This window comes from Streptomyces bottropensis ATCC 25435, from assembly GCF_000383595.1.
GTDB classification, from domain to species: Bacteria; Actinomycetota; Actinomycetes; order Streptomycetales; family Streptomycetaceae; genus Streptomyces; species Streptomyces bottropensis.
On the sequence record NZ_KB911581.1, the window covers coordinates 3,053,228 to 3,071,654 of the forward strand.

Annotated in this window: 14 protein-coding genes; 1 reads left to right on the forward strand and 13 read right to left on the reverse strand. The window is 71.9% G+C overall.

The features are described 5' to 3' along the window. Positions 1 to 2: 2 nt before the first annotated feature. From STRBO_RS0113400 to iolC, 11 genes are all read right to left on the reverse strand, one after another. Complete coding sequence (locus tag STRBO_RS0113400) at positions 3 to 1,478, reverse strand: pentapeptide repeat-containing protein (RefSeq protein ID WP_005484799.1); 1,476 nt, start codon at positions 1,476 to 1,478, stop codon at positions 3 to 5. A 43-nt stretch (positions 1,479 to 1,521) separates the two neighbouring features. Beyond that, on the reverse strand, positions 1,522 to 2,979 hold the full coding sequence (locus tag STRBO_RS0113405; protein ID WP_005484798.1) for a hypothetical protein: 1,458 nt from the start codon (positions 2,977 to 2,979) through the stop codon (positions 1,522 to 1,524). A 62-nt stretch (positions 2,980 to 3,041) separates the two neighbouring features. After that, positions 3,042 to 5,909, reverse strand: coding sequence for a peroxidase family protein (locus STRBO_RS0113410; protein WP_005484797.1), 2,868 nt, complete (start codon positions 5,907 to 5,909; stop codon positions 3,042 to 3,044). A 189-nt stretch (positions 5,910 to 6,098) separates the two neighbouring features. Beyond that, positions 6,099 to 6,965 (reverse strand): sugar phosphate isomerase/epimerase family protein, encoded by an 867-nt coding sequence (locus tag STRBO_RS0113415; RefSeq protein WP_005484796.1) that lies wholly within the window; start codon positions 6,963 to 6,965, stop codon positions 6,099 to 6,101. Further along, positions 6,962 to 7,978 carry a Gfo/Idh/MocA family protein gene (locus STRBO_RS0113420; RefSeq protein ID WP_020114310.1) on the reverse strand — a complete coding sequence of 339 codons (1,017 nt, stop codon included), beginning with the start codon at positions 7,976 to 7,978 and terminating at the stop codon, positions 6,962 to 6,964. The genes STRBO_RS0113415 and STRBO_RS0113420 overlap by 4 nt, the downstream gene beginning before the upstream one ends. 44 nt (positions 7,979 to 8,022) lie before the next feature. Continuing rightward, positions 8,023 to 8,973, reverse strand: coding sequence for a TIM barrel protein (locus STRBO_RS0113425; RefSeq protein ID WP_020114311.1), 951 nt, complete (start codon positions 8,971 to 8,973; stop codon positions 8,023 to 8,025). A 32-nt stretch (positions 8,974 to 9,005) separates the two neighbouring features. Then, on the reverse strand, positions 9,006 to 10,502 hold the full coding sequence (locus STRBO_RS0113430; protein ID WP_005484792.1) for a CoA-acylating methylmalonate-semialdehyde dehydrogenase: 1,497 nt from the start codon (positions 10,500 to 10,502) through the stop codon (positions 9,006 to 9,008). Positions 10,503 to 10,515: 13 nt separating this feature from the next. Next, the gene (iolD, locus tag STRBO_RS0113435) at positions 10,516 to 12,393 is read right to left on the reverse strand and encodes a 3D-(3,5/4)-trihydroxycyclohexane-1,2-dione acylhydrolase (decyclizing) (RefSeq protein ID WP_005484791.1); all 1,878 of its coding nucleotides are present in this window, start codon (positions 12,391 to 12,393) and stop codon (positions 10,516 to 10,518) included. Next, on the reverse strand, positions 12,390 to 13,265 hold the full coding sequence (iolB, locus tag STRBO_RS0113440; RefSeq protein WP_005484790.1) for a 5-deoxy-glucuronate isomerase: 876 nt from the start codon (positions 13,263 to 13,265) through the stop codon (positions 12,390 to 12,392). Before iolB ends, iolD begins: the two co-directional genes overlap by 4 nt. Beyond that, positions 13,262 to 14,131: a Cgl0159 family (beta/alpha)8-fold protein gene (locus STRBO_RS0113445; RefSeq protein WP_005484789.1), complete on the reverse strand. Its 870-nt coding sequence runs from the start codon at positions 14,129 to 14,131 to the stop codon at positions 13,262 to 13,264. Before STRBO_RS0113445 ends, iolB begins: the two co-directional genes overlap by 4 nt. Further along, positions 14,124 to 15,074 (reverse strand): 5-dehydro-2-deoxygluconokinase, encoded by a 951-nt coding sequence (gene iolC, locus STRBO_RS0113450; protein ID WP_020114312.1) that lies wholly within the window; start codon positions 15,072 to 15,074, stop codon positions 14,124 to 14,126. Before iolC ends, STRBO_RS0113445 begins: the two co-directional genes overlap by 8 nt. Before the next feature lie 222 nt (positions 15,075 to 15,296). Between iolC and STRBO_RS0113455 the strand changes: the two genes are divergently transcribed. Further along, entirely contained in the window at positions 15,297 to 16,292 is a 996-nt protein-coding gene (locus STRBO_RS0113455; protein ID WP_005484784.1) for a LacI family DNA-binding transcriptional regulator, read from the forward strand. A gap of 13 nt (positions 16,293 to 16,305) precedes the next feature. Here STRBO_RS0113455 and STRBO_RS0113460 read toward each other — a convergent pair whose 3' ends face one another. Further along, complete coding sequence (locus STRBO_RS0113460) at positions 16,306 to 17,376, reverse strand: Gfo/Idh/MocA family protein (protein ID WP_005484780.1); 1,071 nt, start codon at positions 17,374 to 17,376, stop codon at positions 16,306 to 16,308. A 2-nt stretch (positions 17,377 to 17,378) separates the two neighbouring features. Beyond that, positions 17,379 to 18,377, reverse strand: coding sequence for a Gfo/Idh/MocA family oxidoreductase (locus STRBO_RS0113465; RefSeq protein ID WP_005484779.1), 999 nt, complete (start codon positions 18,375 to 18,377; stop codon positions 17,379 to 17,381). Positions 18,378 to 18,427: the final 50 nt, after the last annotated feature.

Genomic DNA, 18,427 nt, shown 5'->3' on the forward strand with positions numbered 1-18,427 from the left:
AGTCACTGACGGCTGACGGTGCGCGTCACACCCGTGACGACCGTCGTCGCCAGGATCCAGCCGGTGAGGACGAGAAGGTACGACAGCCACTGGCCCGGCCCCTCGGGCGCGTAGGCCCGCTCCTGGCCGAAGTCGATGATCGGCACAAGGAGGTCGAGGGTGTAGAAGACCGCGTTGAACGGCGGGGCCTCGTCCGCCTTCAGCGGGCTCGGCGGCTGCGCCGCGTACGCGACCGAACCCACCGCCATCAGTGACAGCATCCAGACCGCCGCGCGCAGCGGACGGAAGCCGTAGCCGACGGTGACGTCCTGGGCGTAGCCCCAGAGCCGCCCGTACCAGCGGAGCGTGGCCCGGTGCCGGCGCTGCTTGGCGAGCTGGACGCGCCGGGCCGCGTCCTCGTCACCGATCCGGCGGTACGAGGCCGTCAACTGCTCGTAGGCGTACGGCAGATACGCCTCCCCGTCCCGCTCCAGCATGGGCAGCCGCCGCTGGGCGGACTCGTGCGGGATGAGGGAGGTGTAGGTGAGGCTGTTCAGCAGGACCGTGTCCGGCAGCATGTCCGGCTCCGCGAACAGCACCTCTATCTGGGCGCGCCGCATGTTGAGGATGCCCTCCATCGGGGGGCCGTTGCGCAGCCACAGTTCACTGATGACGGAACTGCTCACCCGCAGCGCCGTGCCCCCGGGATTCGACAACCGCGCGTACGACAGCTCCAGCCAGCCGCCCACCCGGGCACCACGCAGCTCGACCCGGCCGCGTACGTCGGCGTGGCGCAGCACGATGTCGGACTCGGTGGCGAGCGCCTCCGCGCCGAGGGCGGTGCCGCCGGGCCGGTGCAGCCGTGCGCGCTTCAGATCGACCGCGCCGGCGACATGGGCACCGCCGAGCCGGACCTCACCGTCCGCGCGCAGTCCGGGGGCGCACAACTCCTCGCCGATCTGCGCCTGGTTGAGCCGCAGCGCGGGCTCGTCGTCCGACCCGGTGAACTCGGCGCGCTCCATGAACAGGGTCCCGGAGATCTGCGCCCCGGTGAGCCGGACCGGGCCCCGGAACCGGCATGCGGTCAGCCGCAGCCCGCCGTCGACCCGCATCCGGGCCGAACGCAGGCCGGGCAGCACCGACTTGGTCAGATTGAGGTAGGTGAATTGCGCGCCCGAGAAGTCCGGGACCTCGTCGAAGTGGCACTCGCTCAGCCGGACGACACTGTCCACCGTCGCGTACTTCAGATCCAGTCTGCCGGTGATCCGCGCGCCCGCGATCTTGAGGGCGGCGACCTCGCCCTCCTCCTGGGGCGCGGTGAGCAGCAACGCCCGCAGCACCCGGGCCCGGACGGTCCGCTCGGGCCCCCAGCCGGAGCCGTCCGCCGCGGTCCCGCCCTCGGCCGTTCCCGGACCGGCGGTCGTGAAGTCCACCGCCGCGCCGAGCGGAAAGGCGTCCCACACCCGCCGCTCGGCCGCCGTCAGATCGTTGATCATCATCAACGGGCATCTCACCCGCAACGTCCGTACCTGTCAACCACGCCTAGTGGGACCACACTTCGGCGTGCGCCCGGTGCGCGTCCGTGAGGCCGTTGGTGAAGAACCGCTCGTAGTACTCGTTCTCCACATGGTGGGCCTGGAGCCACACGCCCGGGACATGGATCGCGTCCGTGTGGGCGGGGAAGCGGCCGTGCGTGCGGAAGATGTACTCACAGATGTCACGGGCGCAGTCGATCACCCGCTCGTCGTACTCGCTCGCCTCCGTGAGATAGCGCTGCCCGTAGTCCTCGCGGTAGATCCGGGCGAAGACGTCGCGGTCGGTGTAGACGCCGCCGCGGCCGAACTTCTGCCGGACGACGCGGTCCACGGCCTGCGACATCGTCCCGACCATGGGCGGGCAGGCGGCGGCGATCAGCGGGTCGCCGCCGTCCGGGGAGGGCAGCCGTACCGGGTGCGAGCGCACCTCGGCGTACTTCGGCAGGGGGATGTGCCAGCGCCAGATGTCGGCCGGGCGCCAGCGCGGGGTGACGAAGTCGAAACCGAGCATCCTGCCGTACACCCGGGAGAACTTCGGGTCGCCGAGGGCGATCTGCGGGTTGATGGTGGCGTGGATCCAGGCGCCCAGACCCATCGCCTCGGCGGTCAGCATCAGGTTCTGCAGCAGCAGGTCCGCCTCGATCTGGGTGCGCATCGGACCGAGGGCGCCGAGCGGCAGCTTGAGGTCGCCGTCGAGGAAGCCGTTCCTGACCCACTTCCGCACCCCGGCGGCACGGTAGAGATTGCGGTCGTCCACGAGGGTCGGGCGGGCGCCGTCCGGCTGGGTGAGCAGATACATCAGCGCGTTGACGTACTGGTGGGAGAGGTCGACCACCGGGAAGAGCAGGGTCGTGCCCGGCAGGTTGGACAGGAAGCGGTTGGAGTCCAGGTACGCCGGGAAGTCCCGCATGCCCGGCGCGACGTCGAGGCGGTGGTCCAGGACCTTCACCTTCGCCGCCCGGGCCCGCGCCACCAGGGTCTCGGCGTCGAACGGCTCCCCGGGCGCCGGCTCCAGCCTGCGCAGGAAGTACGTGCCGGAGTCGTTGACGAGGAAGAAGTGCGTGCCCTGGGCGTTGTCCGGGCTGCCGGCGGTGCGGCCCGCCATCGTCAGGTTGGGCTTGGACATGATCGGCGTGCCGTCGTCCGGGTCCTCGAAGGGCCGGTCGGGCATGGTCAGTCCCGTGGTGCCGGTGACGGCGATCAGTACCGCCTCCTCCAGCTCCGTCAGGGGCTGCACCGGGTTGGGGGACGTGTAGGTCATCGTCCCCGCGGACACCTGGGCGCCCCGGCTCACCCGGTGCGTACGGCGGCGCCACACCGTCCGCAGCAGCGGGCGCGCGAGGAGGTCGGCGAGCCCGGGGTGTGCGGTGACGGTGCCGGCCGGGGCAGGACCCGCGTCCGCGGCGGTCCCGCCGAGCGGCCCCTCGGCCGCGGGCACCCCGGTAGGGCTGTCGGTGAAGGTCATGCTGTTCCCCCGTTGTGTTCCGGACCCGGGCCGGACCCGCCCCGGGTCGTCAGGTCACGGCGTCATGGCGCACCGCCGTCGTCACCCGTCGGCCGCACCGTCCGCCAGGGTGCGAAGGCGCTCGCGCCGCGTGGCAGCAGCGGCGCCAGCTCCGGGCAGTGGCGCAGGACGACGGAGTGCATACCGCCGTTCTCGACCCAGTCGATGCCGAGCGGTGTGTACACCTCCGGCCGGTAGTCGACGGTCAGGAACCGGTCGCTCTGCAGCCGTCGGCTGGCCATCAGAATGAAGATCCGGAACGCGGTGTCGCTGAACCCGAAGCCCTCCGGCGGGTTCTCCGCGAACAGCCCCACCACCGTGTCGATCTCGTCGACGTCGCGGTAGACGTCCTTCAGCCGGGCCAGCGTCTGCGGGTTCCTTGTCAGTTCCTCGAAGGAACGGATCCGCCCCCGGTGCAGCCCGGCCCGGAAGTCGTTGTAGCGCGGCACACCGCGCCGGCGCGTGCGCACGAGGTCGACGACCGACAGGTCGACGATCTCCCCGTCGCGCTCGAAGCGCTGCAGTGCGCGCGGGAAGTTGTGCAGGGTGATCGCGCCCGGGTGGGCGATCCCGAAGGAGTACAGCGTGTTCGCGAGACCCGTCTTGCGGATCTGCGACTCGGCCGCCGCGCCCTGGATGTCCGCGAAGCCCACGGTCTCCAGCCGCCGGCCGAACTGGTGCTCCCGCAGCTCGTAGTCGTCCGGGATCAGCGGATGCATGCGGTAGACGGTGACGAAGTCCTCCGTCAGCGAGTACGGCGCCGCGTGGTGGTCCGGCAGGGTCTTCGGGATGCCGGTCAGCGAGTGCGCCTCGAACAGCCACAACCCCAACTGGTTGAGCCAACTCTTCGGCGGACCGGACCAGTTGGTGTGCAGCGCGAGGTCGATCGCCTCGGTGGCGAGGATCGCCGGGGTCCACTCCACCGTGTGGATCTTCGCGATGAGGGCGGAGACCACCAGCCGTGCCGTGTGGTGGATCCGCTCCTCGCCCATCGCCGGGTACTCGGCGCGCAGCGCCGCGCAGACCGCGTTGTGCTCGCGGGCGAAGAGCGTGTGCATCGCGCTCAGGCCCATCCACCAGCTCTCGTTGAACCCGGTGAGCGGGACGCCCATGCCGTTCATCGGCATGTGGCCCTCCTCCAGGCGGAGTTCGGCGCGGCCGTCGGCCTCCCGCAGGATCCGTGCGGTCCGCTCGTCCGCGCCGTACACCTCGGAGCCGTCCCACCAGTGGGAGGCGCTGTTGGCGAACAGGATCGGCGGCTCGCCCGGCCGTTCGACGCCCTCGTTCTCCGCGAACCGCATCACGTTCTCGACCGGCCCGTTCGGGGTGTTCCGCCACGGGCCGTGGCCGGGTGGCAGCGGCACCTCCACACCGCGGCCGCCCGGCTTGTGGCGGCGGTGGTTGACCCAGTCGTGCACCTGGAACTGGATCCACGCCGCCGCCAGCACATTGAGTGAGGTCGCGGGCACGAAGCTCTCGCGGTGCAGCAACTGTCGGCTGACCGTGACCGGGTTCGGCGTGTCGAAGGTGTCCGGCCGGTAGTCGGGCTTCAGGTTCCGGCCGAAGGCGGCGCCGACCGCGCCCATCGACGGCTCGGACAGGTCGTTGTACGTCCCGTCGTACGACCGCTCCGTGCGCAGCCGCTCGGGGATCGGGTCCGGCACGGGCTGGGCCCGGGGCGGCGCCTCGCCGGGCTCGGTGTCGATCAGGTTCAGCCGGCGCAGCGCCTTCCGCAGGAACATCAGGTTCAGCAGGCTCAGGGACAGCGGCAGGCGGTGCCAGGGCACGGCACGGTTCAGCAGCCCGAAGACGGGACCCGCGAGACGGCCGAGCACCTTGTTGCGCACGGGTTCCTCGGTGACGAAGCGCTGCCCGAGGCGGTGCGCGCCGCTCGCCCGGTACGCGGCCTTCCGCGCACGGTTGATGTTCCCCAGTGGCCGGAACTCGTCGGTCGTGTACCAGGGGTTGAAGGTCAGCTCCTCGATCCGCCGGGCGGCCGCCCGCGCCTCGGCACCGTCCAGATCCTGAGCCGGGACGGTGAGCCGGGCGATCGGCACCGCCGGTGCCACCGCGTCCGTCCACTCCACCGCCGCGTCCTCGACCGGCGTGCGCCGCTCGTCCACGTACCGCTGGACGCACAGGTCGAACGCCACGTCGGCCTGCGCCAGGCGTCGTGCGAACTCGCGGTGCAGGAAGTCGGGGTCCTGCCGGTCGGGCGCGGACGCCACCGGCGTGCCAGGGGCGGGCCGGAGCAGGTACCGCACCGGCCCGGCCTCGCCCCACAGCATCGCGCCGCGGCTCCAATAGGTCTCGCTCGCCAGGGAGTTCACCGGGCGCCGGGTGGCCGCGCGCACGTTCCGCCGCATCCGCCCGGCCGTGCCGAGACCCACCGCGAGCGGCAACTTCACGAACAGCCCGAACGCCTTCCGCAGCGGGCTGCGCGCCCCCGCCATGGCCTTGGCGAACGCCACGAACTCCCGCGCGTTCGCCGCGTGCGACACCGGGAAGCCGGTGGCCAACAGGTCGTGGCTCTCCTCGTCCGACACCCGTACGCGTATCGCCACGCCGTGCAGGTCGGCAGAGCCGTCGCCCTGCCGGATGCCGCTCGCGTTGGACAGCCGGACCACCGCCGCATAGTCGGCTCCGGGCTGCGCGAAGCCGACCCGCAGGGCGGCCGGGAGGTCGTCGTGGAAACGCAGCCGCGCGTTCTCGACGGCCACCGGGGCCTTCGCGTGGAACGCGCGCGCGACCCCGCCGCCCCCGGCCCGCCGGTTCCTGAGCTGGACGTCCATCAGCTCCTGGGCCAGCCGCTCGAACACGAGCCGCTCGGCCTCCGGGCCGCCGTCCTCGTACCGCTCGTACCGCTGCTCGTGCCGCCCGGTCATCGCCATCGGTCGCTTCCTTCGTGCGGACGCGTGGACATGCGTCCGGGATGCATACGTGACAGGGGCCGCACGCTACCGGCGGCGCCGGGTGGCCGCAGCGACAGTTCACGCCATGTGCGTATCTAAGGACAATATGGTGACAGTCGCACGAGTCATGCGCCGGCGCCAGTCGAACGCGGTCCGTGGCACGCGCCGCTACGAGGCGAGTTCCTTGGTGATGCGGTCCAGCATGAACGCGGAGGACTCCTCGGCCCGTTCCTCCCAGGCGAAGACACAGGCCGTGGCGACGCCGTCGAAGTCCAGCTCGCGCAGGGTGCCGAAGAAGGCGTCCCAGTCGACCTCGCCCTGGCCGATGTCCAGGTGCTGGTGGATCCGGGCGGTGGTGCCGGGCGGGTTGAGGATGTACCGCAGCCCGCTGGAACCCTTGTGGTTGAAGGAGTCGGCGATGTGCACGTGCCGGAGCTTGTCACCCGCGTAACGCATCATCGCCGCGACGTCCGCCGCCGGATCTGCCCCCGAGAGGTGGAAGGAGTGCGGCGCGCAGTAGAGGTAGTTGACCCAGGGCTTGTCGATCGCCCGGACCAGGTCGACGGCGGGGGTGTTCTCCTCGCAGAAGTCGTCCGGGTGCGCCTCCAGGTTCAGCGCGATGCCCTCCCGCTCGAAGAGGGGGAGCAGTTCCTCCAGCGAGCGCCAGAACGCCGCCTCGCTCTCGGCCGCGCGCTCGGGACGGCCGTTGAACTCCGAGTTCATCAACGGGCATTCGAGGTCGGAGGTGATCTCGATCATCCGCTTCCAGTAGCGCACCGCGGCCTGCCGTTCGGTCTCGTCGGGCGAGGACCACTTGTACAGGGGCAGTACCGAGGACAGCCGCACACCGTGGGTGCGCAGGGAGGTCTTCAGCTCGGCGACGCGCTCGTCGTCCGCCCGCGGATGCAGGAAGAACGGCATGAAGTCGTCCCGTGGCGACAGCTCGATGTATTCGTAGCCGAGTTCGGCGACCGTGCGCACCATCTCGTCGATCGGCAGCGCGCGGAACATGTACGGGTCGAGGGAGATCTTCATGCGGTGCCTCCGTAGAGCGTGGGGCGGGGCTTGAGGTCCGTGCCGACGACGCGGCCCGTCTCCAGGGCCTCGACGGTCGCGGCGGTGATGACGGTGGCGGCGTAGCCGTCCCAGGCGGACGGGCCGGTGGGTTCGTCGCCGGCCGCGAGGGTCGCGATCCACTCGCGGAACTCCGTGTCGAAGGCGTCCCGGAAGCGCGCCACCCAGTCCGTCGGCACCTGCGTGGTGTGCTGGGCCGACGTGCGCACACCCACCGCGGCGGGGTCGGGCAGCCGGACAAGGCCCTCCTCGCCGACGGCCTCGCACTGGATGTCGTAGCCGTACTGGCAGTTGACGAAGACCTCCAGGTCGATGCGGACACCCTTGGCCGTCTCGAAGAGCATGATCTGCGGGTCCTTGAGGTGCGCGAACCGCTTGCCGGTGGCACGCGGGGTCACCACCTGCGTGGAGACGATCTCGTCGTCCAGCAGCCAGCGCAGCACGTCCACCTCGTGCACCGCCGTGTCCAGGGCGGCCATCGCGGAGGTGTACGACTCGGGGACCGTCGGATTGCGGTGCGCGCAGTGCACGATCAGCGGCTCGCCGATGCGGCCGGAGTCGATGACCTGCTTCATCTGGCGGTAGCCGGCGTCGTAGCGGCGCATGAAGCCGACCTGGACCAGACGGCGTCCGTGCGCCGTCTCCGCCTCGATGATCCTCAGACAGTCCTCGGCGGTGGTGGCCAGCGGTTTCTCGCAGAAGACCGGCTTGCCCGCCGCGATCGCGGCCAGGACGTGCTCGGCGTGCGTGGGCCCCCACGACGTCACGAGAACGGCGTCCACGTCGTCCGACGCGACCACCGCCGCGCCGTCCGGCAGGACCAGCGCCCCGACCGGTGCCGCGGCCTCCTCGGCGCGGGCCAGGTCGAGGTCGGTGACCGCGGTGACGCGGGCACCGGTGACGGTGTGGGTGAGGCGGCGGATGTGTTCGTGGCCGATCCAGCCGGCGCCGATGACTCCTACACGTACGGGCATGGTCATTCCTTCCAGGAGAACGGGGGGCGAAGTTCCATGGGCCCCTACCGGCGGGTGCCGGGGCGCCGGGTCCCGGCCAGACCGCAGCCGGCCAGGTGCTCACGGGTGCTCACCGCGATGGGCAGCGGAACCTCGGGCGCGCACGGGTACAGGTCCTGCTCGACGATGACGAACAACTCGGCGTCCAGCTTGGCCAGTTCGGCCACCACGTCGGCGGGCGCGGGCACCCCCGCGGGAGGCGACACGCACACCCCGCGCTTGACGGCCTCCCCGAACGACAGCTTCTCCGCCGCCACCTGGGCGAGGATCTCGGGGTCCATCTGCTTGATGTGGACGTAGCCGACGCGCTCGCCGAAGCGGCGGATGAGGTCGAGGTTGTCGCCGCCGCCGTAGGCCACGTGCCCGGTGTCCAGGCAGAGGTTGGTCCAGCGTGAGTCGGACTCGTTGAGCAGCCGCTCGATCTCCGGCTGGGTCTGGATGTGGCTGTCGGCGTGCGGGTGGAGGACCAGACGGATGTCGTACTCGTCGAGCAGCAGTCGGCCGAGCCGGTCCGCGGCCCTGCCGAAGCCCGCCCACTGCACCGCGGTCAGCTCGGGCGACTCGGTGAACTCACCGGTCTTCTCGTCCCGGTACATGGGAGGGATGAGGACCAGGTGGTGCGCGCCGGCCGCCGCGGTCAGCGTGGCGACCTGCCGGACGTGGGCGAGCATCTCGTCCCACGCCTCGGGCCGGTGCAGCGCGCCGAACGCCGTACCGCCGGAGACCTTGAGGCCGCGCGCGTCCAGCTCCTCCCTCAGGCGGTGGGGGTCGGTGGGGAGGTAGCCGTAGGGACCCAGCTCCAGCCACGTGTAACCGGCCTGCGCGAGCTCGTCGAGGAAGCGGGTGTACGGCACCTGGTGCTCGTCCTCGGGGAACCACACGCCCCAGGAATCGGGGGCGGAACCCAGGCAGAGGTTGCCCGCGGCGGTGCGGAGGGGGGAGGGAGCGGTTGCCATGGCGTGTCCTTGGGGGAGAGAAGGGGCCGGTGTCAGTCGGAGGTGGGGAAGTCGAAGCCCGCCGCGACGTGGTGGTTCTGCCGGGGCCAGCGCGAGGTGACGACCTTGGGGCGGGTGTAGAAGCGGATGCCCTCGGGGCCGTGGACCGGCGAGTCGCCGATGAGGGAGTCCTTCCAGCCGCCGAAGGAGTAGTACGACATCGGGACGGGCACGGGGACGTTGACGCCGATCATGCCGACCTTGACGGAGCGCTGGAACCGGCGCGCGGCCTCACCGGAGGCGGTGAAGACGGCGGTGCCGTTGCCGTAGGGGTTGGCGTTGATGACGTCGATGGCCGCGTCGAGGGTGTCGACGCGGACGACGGCGAGGACCGGGCCGAACAGTTCCTGCCGGTACGCCTCCATCTCGGTGGTGACGTGGTCGAGCAGGGAGGGGCCGGTGAAGAAGCCGTCCTCGTGGCCGGCGACCTTCAGCCCGCGGCCGTCGACGACGACGGTGGCGCCCTGGGCGGCGGCGGTGCCGACGGCGTTCTCCACCCGTTCCTGGGCGGCCCTGGTGACCAGCGGACCCATCTCCGTGCCGGGGGCGTCGCCCGGACCGACCTTGACCTCGCGGGCCTTGCGTCGGAGCACCTCCACCAGCCCGTCGGCCGCCTCACCGACCGCGACGGCGACGGAGAGGGCCATGCAGCGCTCGCCCGCGGAGCCGTAGGCGCCGGCGGTGATGTGGTTGGCGGCGAACTCCAGGTCGGCGTCCGGGAGGACGACGGCGTGGTTCTTCGCGCCGCCCAGGGCCTGGACCCGCTTGCCGGCCGCGGTTGCCCGCTCGTGGACGTACCGGGCGATGGGGGTGGAGCCGACGAAGGAGACGGCCTCGATGCCGGGGTGGTCGAGGATGGCGTCGACCGCGTCCTTGCCGCCGTGGACGACGTTGAACACGCCGTCGGGCAGGCCCGCCTTCCGGTACAGCCCGGCGACGAAGTTGGCGGCGGACGGATCGCGTTCGGACGGCTTGAGGATGAACGTGTTGCCGGTCGCGAGGGCGATCGGGTGCATCCAGAGGGGAACCATCGCGGGGAAGTTGAACGGCGTGATGCCGGCGACGACGCCCAGGGGCTGACGGAAGCTGTGCACGTCCACGCCGCGGGAGACCTGGTCGGAGAAGTCGCCCTTGAGGACGTCGCCGAGCCCGCAGGCGAACTCGACGACCTCACGGCCGCGGACGATCTCGCCGCGGGCGTCGTCGACGGTCTTGCCGTGCTCGCCGGAGATGATCCGCCCCAGTTCCTCCTCGTGCTCCACGAGCAGCTGGCGGAAGGCGAACATCACCTGCGTGCGCGTGGTGAGGGAGGACTCCGACCAGGTCGCGAAGGCGGCGGAGGCGGCCCGTACGGCGGCGTCCACGTCCGCGCCGCCGCCCAGGACCACACGGGCCCGCTCGGCGCCGGTGGCCGGGTTGTGGACCGGCTGGGTGGCGGTGGTGGAGCCCTCGGCGGGCGAGCCGTTGATCCAGTGGGGAATGGTGTTCACGACAGCGGTGTCCTTAGAGGTAGTGGCGCTGGTGGTGCTTGTGGGCGACGTACGTGGCGTGGGCGGCCCGGGTGGACTCCAGGGCGGAGACCTCGCTGACCGGGACGTCCCACCAGCCGTGGCCGGGCGGATGGGGGCCGTAGAGGTCGGTCTCGACGTGGACGACGGTGGTGCGGGTGGCGGCCTTCGCCTTCTCCATCGCCGAGCGGAACCCCTCGACGGTGGTGGCGTGCAGCACGTCCGCGCCGAGGCTGGCGGCATTGGCGGCGAGGTCGACCGGCAGGACGCCGCCGTCCAGGAGCCCCGAATCACCGTCGCGGAAGCGGTACTGGGTGCCGAAGCGCTGCGAACCCAGCGACTCCGACAGGGCGCCGATCGAGGCGAAGCCGTGGTTCTGGACGAGGACGACGACGACCTTCAGCCCCTCGGAGACCATCGTGGCGATCTCCTGGGCCATCATCAGGTACGAGCCGTCACCCACGAGCACGACGACCTCGCGGGAGGGGTCGGCCATCTTCGCGCCGACGCCGGCGGCGATCTCGTAGCCCATGCAGGAGTAGGCGTACTCGACGTGGTAGGCCTTCGGGTCCCGGGCCCGCCACAACTGCTGCAGATCGCCCGGCATGGAACCGGCCGCGTTGATGACCACCGCGCGGTCGTCCAGGACGTCGTTGAGAGCGCCGAGGATCTCGGTCTGGGCCGGCAGCGGACCATGGCCGGCGGCGAAGCACTTCTCCTCGATCTCCCGTGTACGGGCGATGAGTTCGCGTGTCCTCGCCCGGTACGACGGGTCCACCTCCCAGCCGTCCAGGGCCTCGGCCAGGGCCTGGACGCCCAGGCGGGCGTCGGCCACCAACGGCTCGGCGGAGTGCTTGACGGCGTCCAGGCGGGCGACGTTCAGGTTGACGAAGGCGACGTCCGGATTGCCGAAGACGGTGTGGCTGGCGGTGGTGAAGTCCGAGTAACGGGTGCCGATGCCCAGCACCACGTCCGCTTCCCTCGCCAGTTCGTCGGCCGCGTGGGAACCGGTGGAGCCGATGCCGCCGACCGCACAGGGGTGGTCCCACGGCACCGCGCCCTTGCCGGCGTGGGTGTCGGCGACCGGGATGCCGGTGGCCTCGGCGAACGCCCGCAGCGCGGTCTCCGCACCGGAGTACACGGCGCCGCCGCCGGCCACGATCAGCGGCTTCCCGGCGCCCCGCAGCAGCCGGGCCGCGCGCTCGACGGCGGCCGGCTCCGGCACCGGGCGGCCCACGTGCCACACCCGGCGCCGGAAGAGGTCCACCGGCCAGTCGTGGGCCTCGGCCTGCACGTCCTGCGGCAGCGCGAGGGTGACGGCGCCGGTCTCGACCGGGTCGGTCAGCACCCGCATCGCGGCCAGCGCGGCCGGGATCAGCTGCTCCGGACGGGACACGCGGTCGAAGTACTTCGACACGGCCCGGAAGGCGTCGTTGACGGTGACGTCCCCTCCGCGGGTGTCCTCCAGCTGCTGCAGCACCGGGTCGGCCGCGCGGGTGGCGAACATGTCCGAGGGCAGGAGAAGGACCGGCAGCCGGTTGGTGGTCGCCAGCGCGGCACCGGTGATCATGTTGGTCGAGCCGGGTCCGGTCGAGGCGGTGCAGGCGAACGCGGCCAGCCGGTCGCGCATCTTGGCGTAGGCGACGGAGGCGTGCACCATGCCCTGTTCGTTGCGGGCCAGGTAGTACGGCAGGTCGGCCTCGCCGGTGGTGGCCGCCTGGAGCAGTGCCTGGCCGAGGCCGGCCACGTTGCCGTGTCCGAAGATGCCCCACACGCCGGGGATCAGGCGGTGCTCCTGGCCGTCGCGCTCGCTGTACTGGTTGGCCAGGAAGCGCACCAGGGCCTGCGCGGTCGTCAGTCGGACGGTGTTCATCGTTTCTCTCCGAAGGGCAGGCGGTCGTCGACGTCCTGGGCGTCCCACGTCGCACGCACCCAGCCGTGCGCGGGGTCGTCACAGATCAGCCAGGCGCGGTCCTGCCCGGGACCGGCCATGACGTTGAGGTAGTAGAGGTCGTATCCGGGGGCCGCGACGGACGGGCCGTGCCACCCGTGCGGGATCAGCACGGTGTCGCCGGAGCGGATCTCCGCCAGCACGTCGATGGGCCGCTCGGGGGTGCCGTAGACGCGCTGGTAGCCGAAGCCGTTCTCGCCGCCGGAGACCTCGAAGTAATAGATCTCCTCCAGCTCCGACTCCTCGCCCGGCCGGGCCTCGTCGTGCTTGTGCGGGGGGTACGACGACCAGTTGCCGCCCGGCGTCAGCACCTCGCACACCAGCAGCTGTTCGGCGTCGAAGGTGCCGGGCAGGCAGTAGTTGTTGACCTGCCGCGAGCAGGCGCCCGCGCCCCGCAGTTCGACGGGAACGTCCTCCTTGCGCCCGTACCGGGCGGGGAGGCCGCCCTGCCCGGTACGGGCGCTGGGCAGCGCGTACGTCCCGCCGGACGCACTGCTGAGGGTGGCCTCCGACGCGCGGGGGAGGTACGCGAAGTCGGTGGCCGAGGCGAACACGCCGGTCCGGCCTTCGAGTGCGAAGGTGCCGCCGTCCGTGGTGACGGTGCATGAGCCCGTCAGCGGCAGCACCAGGAACTCGGACTCTCCGGTGGACAGGGTGTGCGCCTCGCCCGGCCCCAGGGTCAGGATCCTGAGGCCGGAGTGTCCCCAGCCCGCCGTTTCCGGCGTGACCAGGAGGTCGTAGGGGCCGTGGGCCGCACTGCCCCTCGGCAGGTGGTACCGGCTCGTGGAGGTCACAGCAGGCTCACCGCCTTGTCGACGGCGCCGGCCACGTCGCCGCTGGACGGGTACAGCAGGGACCGTCCGACGACCAGCCCTTGCGCGGTGGGCTGCTTCAGGGCCCTGCCCCAGGAGGCGAACGCGGCGTCGGCGTCCTTGACCTCGCCGCCCAGCAGCAGTGCGGGGAGGGTGGAGGAGGCCAGGACCCGCTCCATGTTCTCGACGACCGGCAGCTTCAGCCAGGTGTAGGCGGTACGGCGGCCCAGACCCGAGGCGATCGTGACGGACTTGACGACCGCGTCCGTGGACAGGTCGTTGCGGATCCTCCCGTCCCGCCACTCGGACATGAACGGCTCGACCATCGCGATCAGCCGGCGGTCGTTGAGCTCGTCGACCGCCCGGGCGGTGTTCTCCAGGGCCGAGGGCGTCGCCGGGTCGTCCAGGGCGATACGGGTGAGCATCTTGCCGCCGTCGAAGTTCATCGCCGCGAGGGTGGCCGCGTCGTAGCCGGTGAACCGGTCGTCTATCTCGAACACCGAACCGGCCAGGCCCGCCCGGTTCATGGAACCGAAGACGCTCTTGCCGTCCAGCACACCGAGGAGGAGCAGGTCTTCGAGGATGTCGGCGGTGCCCAGCACCCCGGTCACTCCGGGGCGCTCCAGTGCGGTGCACAGCCGGTCGAGCAGTCCGGAGCGGTCGGCCATGGCGTGGGGGTCACCGCCGACGCCGTTGGCGCCGCGCGCGGGATGGTCGGCGGCGATGATCATCGCCTTGCCGTGCTCGCCCAGCAGCGAGGTGGCCCGGACCCGGCGGGCGGCGGCGGCCGCGATGGCGCCGGGGTCGCCCACCCGGGCGGACACGATCCTGCTCAGCTTCTCAGACACTGGTCACCTCATCGAGCTTGGTGTGGACTTCGTCCTCGGTCGGCATGGCGTCGGAGCAGGACAGACGGCCGGCGACGAGGGCCCCGGCGGCGTTGGCGAAGGACACCGTGCGTCGCAGGTCCCAGCCGGACAGCAGCCCGTGGCACAGGGCCCCGCCGAAGGCGTCACCCGCTCCGAGCCCGTTGACCACGTCCACCGGCACGGGGGCGATCTCGGCGACCTCGCCGCTGCGGTGCACGGCCAGCACACCCTTCGGGCCCTGCTTCACCACCGCCAGCTCCACACCGGCCGCGAGCAGCGCGTTCGCCGCCGCACCGGGGTCGCGCTCGCCGGTGGCGACCTCGCACTCGTCGAGGTTGCCGACCGCGACCGTGGTGTGCCTCAGGGCCTCGGCGTAGAAGGCGCGGGCCCGGGCGGGGTCGGCCCAGAACATCGGACGCCAGTCCAGGTCGAACACCGTGATGCCCGCCTTGGCGCGGTGCCGCAGGGCGGCCAGGGTGGCCGAGCGGCTCGGCTCCTCGCTCAGTCCCGTGCCCGTCATCCAGAACACGGCCGCCCCGCGGACCGCGTCCAGGTCCAGTTCGGCGGCGGTGATGTCCAGGTCGGGCGCCTTGGGCAGGCGGTAGAACCAGAGCGGGAAGTCGTCCGGCGGGAAGATCTCGCAGAACGTCACCGGGGTGGGCGCGATGTCCGACGTACCGACGTAGCGGCTGTCGACGCCGTAGCCGTCCAGAGCGGCGCGTACGAAGTCGCCGAACGGGTCCCGGCCGGTCTTCGTGACCACCGCGGCCCTGCGGCCGTGACGGGCCGCCGCCACCGCGACGTTGGTCGGGCTGCCGCCCAGGTACTTGCCGAACGAGGTGACGTCGGCCAGCCCCACGCCGCTCTGGAGCGGATACACGTCCACCCCCACCCGGCCCATGGTCAGCACTTCGTACGGCATCACGCTGGTGTCCCTTCGATCCGGAGACTCGGGTGAAGCCCCGGAAGCGTCTCGGGAGAGTTTCTGTCGCGCTCTACTAGTGCGCTCTAGTCCGAGTACGATGACCCCAGTCCAAATGTCATGTCAATAGACTGTTGTCGGAAGATTTCAAGATCGCCGCTCCGGTGGGCGGCGTCGGAGGGTGGGGCAGGGGTGGATGCACCAGGCAGGCAGCGGCCCACGATGGCGGACGTCGCCGAGAAGGCGGGCGTGTCGCGGGCGCTGGTCTCGATCGTGTTCCGCGGTCAGCCGGGCGCGAGCGAGCAGACGCGGCAGCGGGTGCTGCGGGTCGCCGACGAGATCGGCTACCGCCCCGACAGCGCGGCCCGCCTCCTGGCCCGCGGCCGCAGCCGCACGCTCGGCGTGATGTTCACCGTCCAGCAGGCCTTCCACACCAATCTCATCGAGGGTATCTATCCCGAGGCCGAGCGCCTCGGGTACGAGGTCCTGCTGTCCGGCGCCACCCAGAGCCGCAGCGAGAAGAAGGCCGTCGAGGCGCTGCTCAGCCACCGCTGCGAGGCGGTGCTCCTGCTGGGCTCCTTCGCCGAGCCGGCCTTCCTGGAGGAACTGGGCGGCCGCACGGTCGCCGTGTCCGTCAGCCGCCGGGTCCCGCACGCGCACGTGGACTTCGTGCACTCGGCCGAGGGCAGGGGCGTACGGCAGGCGATGGACCACCTCGTCGAGCTGGGGCACCGCAGGATCGTGCACCTGGACGGCGGCCGGGGCCCCGGCTCGGCGGAGCGCCGGCGCGCCTACCGGGCGGCGATGCGGCGTCACGGGCTGGAGGCGGAGGAGCGGGTCGTCCCCGGCGAGCACACCGAGCGCTCCGGCATCGAGACCGGGCGGCTGCTGCTGACGGAGCGCGACGGGGGGCGGCCGCTGCCGACGGCGGTGCTCGCGGGCAACGACCGCAGTGCGATGGGCCTGCTGATGGCCCTGACCCGGGCCGGCGTCGAGGTGCCGCGCGACATGTCCGTGGTCGGCTACGACGACAGTCATCTCTCCCACCTCATGCCGATCGGACTGACCACCGTCCGCCAGGACGCCGGCCTCATGGCCGAGCACGCGGTGCGGTTCGCGGTGGAGCGCCTGGAGGACCCCCGGCGCGAGCCACGGGAGGCCGTGGTGGAGCCGAAGATGGTGGTACGGGGGACCAGCGGGCCGCCGCCGAAGCGCTGACGTGGGCCGGCGGTCACGGCGCGGGCGGGCGCGATGCCCCCTGCCCTGGGCCTTCCCGGGGGAAGGAGATGCCGCACAGCCGGCGGATCTCGTCCATCACCCGCAAGGTGGCCACGGAGTCGGACAGGGGCCGCAAGGGGGTCTGCAGCCGTCCGTCCCGGACGCACCGGGCCACCTCCGCCGCCTCGAAGTACAGGGCGTCGTGCCCGCTCCGCGGCTCGGTGTACGACAGCGGCGCGCCACCGCCCGCCGGGGCCAGGAGAACCTCGCCGGGCTGGGGGAAGGGACCGGGCAGGCTCAGGGTGGCGTGTGTCCCGGCGACCGCCGCCGAGGTCGGTGTGTCGCTGAACAGCGTGGTGTGCACGATGCCCTGGGCGCCGACGGCGTTGCGGAGCAGCGCGGCGGTCTGGCCGTTGACACCCGAGGGATGCGGCTGGGCGCTCGCCTGCACCTCCACAGGGTCTCCGAGGACCGACACGGCGAGGGAGACCGGGTAGGTGCCCAGGTCGAGAAGGGGACCGCCGGCCAGGTCGGCACGGAGGATGCGATGGCCGGCCGCGAAGTGCTCGCCGTGCTCGGCCCACACGGTGCGGACCTCACCGAGGACGCCTGAGCCGAGTACCTGCCGGACGACATCGAACCTGGGCAGGAAGAACGTCCACAGCGCCTCCGCGCAGAACAGGCCGCGCTCCGTGGCCAGTCGGGCGATCTCGGCGGCCTGGGCGGCGTCGAGGGCGAGCGGCTTCTCCACCAGGGTGTGCTTGCCCGCCGTGAGGGAGATCCGGGCACAGCCGAGGTGGGCCGTGTGCTCCGTGGCGACGTACACGACGTCGACGTCCGCCGACGCGGCCAGCTCCTCGTAGGAGCCGTACGCGCGCGGGACGCCGTGGCGGTGCGCGAACTCCGCGGCGCGGGCGGCGTCGCGGGACGCGACGGCGGTGAAGCGCTGTCGGGTGTGGCGTCGCACCGAGGCGACGAAGCGTCCGGCGATCCAGCCGGTGCCCATCACGCCCCAGCGCAGTGCGGGCGCGTCCATCGGGTCCGGGGTGCGCGGGGCGGGCAGGGAGGCGGGGAAGACCGGCATGCTCAGACCTCCGGGACCTGGACGGCGACGGTCCGGCCACCGTTCCTCATGGAGGTGATGACGGCCTCGGCCACCGCGCTCGCCACCAGACCGTCCTCCGCGGTGGCCAGGGGCGACGGCGTGCCCGAGGCCATCGCGTCGGTCCACGCCTGGAGTTGGACGCGGTAGGCGTCGGCGAACCGGGGCCGCCAGTCGGCCGGATAGCCGCAGGATCGCGCACGGGCCGAGTCGGTGACCACGCGGGCCGGGGTGGCCAGCGCCAACACGCCGCGCTCACCGGCCACTTCGCAACGGATGTCGTAGCCGTAGCCGGCGTTCAGGAACACCTCGACGGTGGTCAGCGCGCCGTCGGCGGTACGCAGCATCATCAGCTGTGGATCCCGCAGGCCGGTCGCCGCGCCGGTGGAGCGGGGCGCATGCCAACTCACCTCTGTGATCGGTGAGTCGAGCAGCCAGGGCACGATGTCGAACTCGTGAACGGCGGAGCCGGTGATGCTCAGCTCGTCGGTGGCACCGGGAGCGGAGCGGACCCCTCGGCTGACACAGCGCAACAGCAGCGGCGCCCCGCAGGCACCGGCCGCCACCGCGTTCCTCAGCTCCTGGTACGCGGGGTCGAAGCGACGCATGAAGCCGAGCGAGATCCCCGGCCCGCCCACCCGTCGCTCCTCGCGCACGACACGGACGCATTCCTCCAGCGTCGGGGCGAGGGGCTTCTCGCACAGCACGGGCTTTCCGGCGCGAACGGCCGCGATGCTCAGATCCGCGTGGGTCGAGTCGTGCGAGGCGACGACGACGGCGTCGACCTCGCCGTCACTGATCAGGGCGTACGGGTCGCCGGTGGCGCGGGTGCCGGGGAGAGCGCCGGCGACCGCGGCGGCCCGCTCCCTGTCGATGTCGGCGACCATGGTGACCACGGCGCCGGACACACGGCGATGCAGGGTGTTCACATGATCGGCGCCCATGATGCCGGCGCCGATCACGCCGATGCGTACGGTGCTCACGCCAGGTCCTCTCCTGTGGTCGAGACGACGCCGGTGGGCGCCGCGGGTGC

Bases quoted from the DNA above. Each gene is read 5' to 3' on its own strand.
- STRBO_RS0113400 (WP_005484799.1), bottom strand. From the start codon at position 1,478: ATGATGATCAACGATCTGACGGCGGCCGAGCGGCGGGTGTGGGACGCC.
- STRBO_RS0113405 (WP_005484798.1), bottom strand. From the start codon at position 2,979: ATGACCTTCACCGACAGCCCTACCGGGGTGCCCGCGGCCGAGGGGCCG.
- STRBO_RS0113410 (WP_005484797.1), bottom strand. From the start codon at position 5,909: ATGGCGATGACCGGGCGGCACGAGCAGCGGTACGAGCGGTACGAGGAC.
- STRBO_RS0113415 (WP_005484796.1), bottom strand. From the start codon at position 6,965: ATGAAGATCTCCCTCGACCCGTACATGTTCCGCGCGCTGCCGATCGAC.
- STRBO_RS0113420 (WP_020114310.1), bottom strand. From the start codon at position 7,978: ATGCCCGTACGTGTAGGAGTCATCGGCGCCGGCTGGATCGGCCACGAA.
- STRBO_RS0113425 (WP_020114311.1), bottom strand. From the start codon at position 8,973: ATGGCAACCGCTCCCTCCCCCCTCCGCACCGCCGCGGGCAACCTCTGC.
- iolD (WP_005484791.1), bottom strand. From the start codon at position 12,393: ATGAACACCGTCCGACTGACGACCGCGCAGGCCCTGGTGCGCTTCCTG.
- iolC (WP_020114312.1), bottom strand. From the start codon at position 15,074: ATGCCGTACGAAGTGCTGACCATGGGCCGGGTGGGGGTGGACGTGTAT.
- STRBO_RS0113455 (WP_005484784.1), top strand. From the start codon at position 15,297: ATGGCGGACGTCGCCGAGAAGGCGGGCGTGTCGCGGGCGCTGGTCTCG.
- STRBO_RS0113460 (WP_005484780.1), bottom strand. From the start codon at position 17,376: ATGCCGGTCTTCCCCGCCTCCCTGCCCGCCCCGCGCACCCCGGACCCG.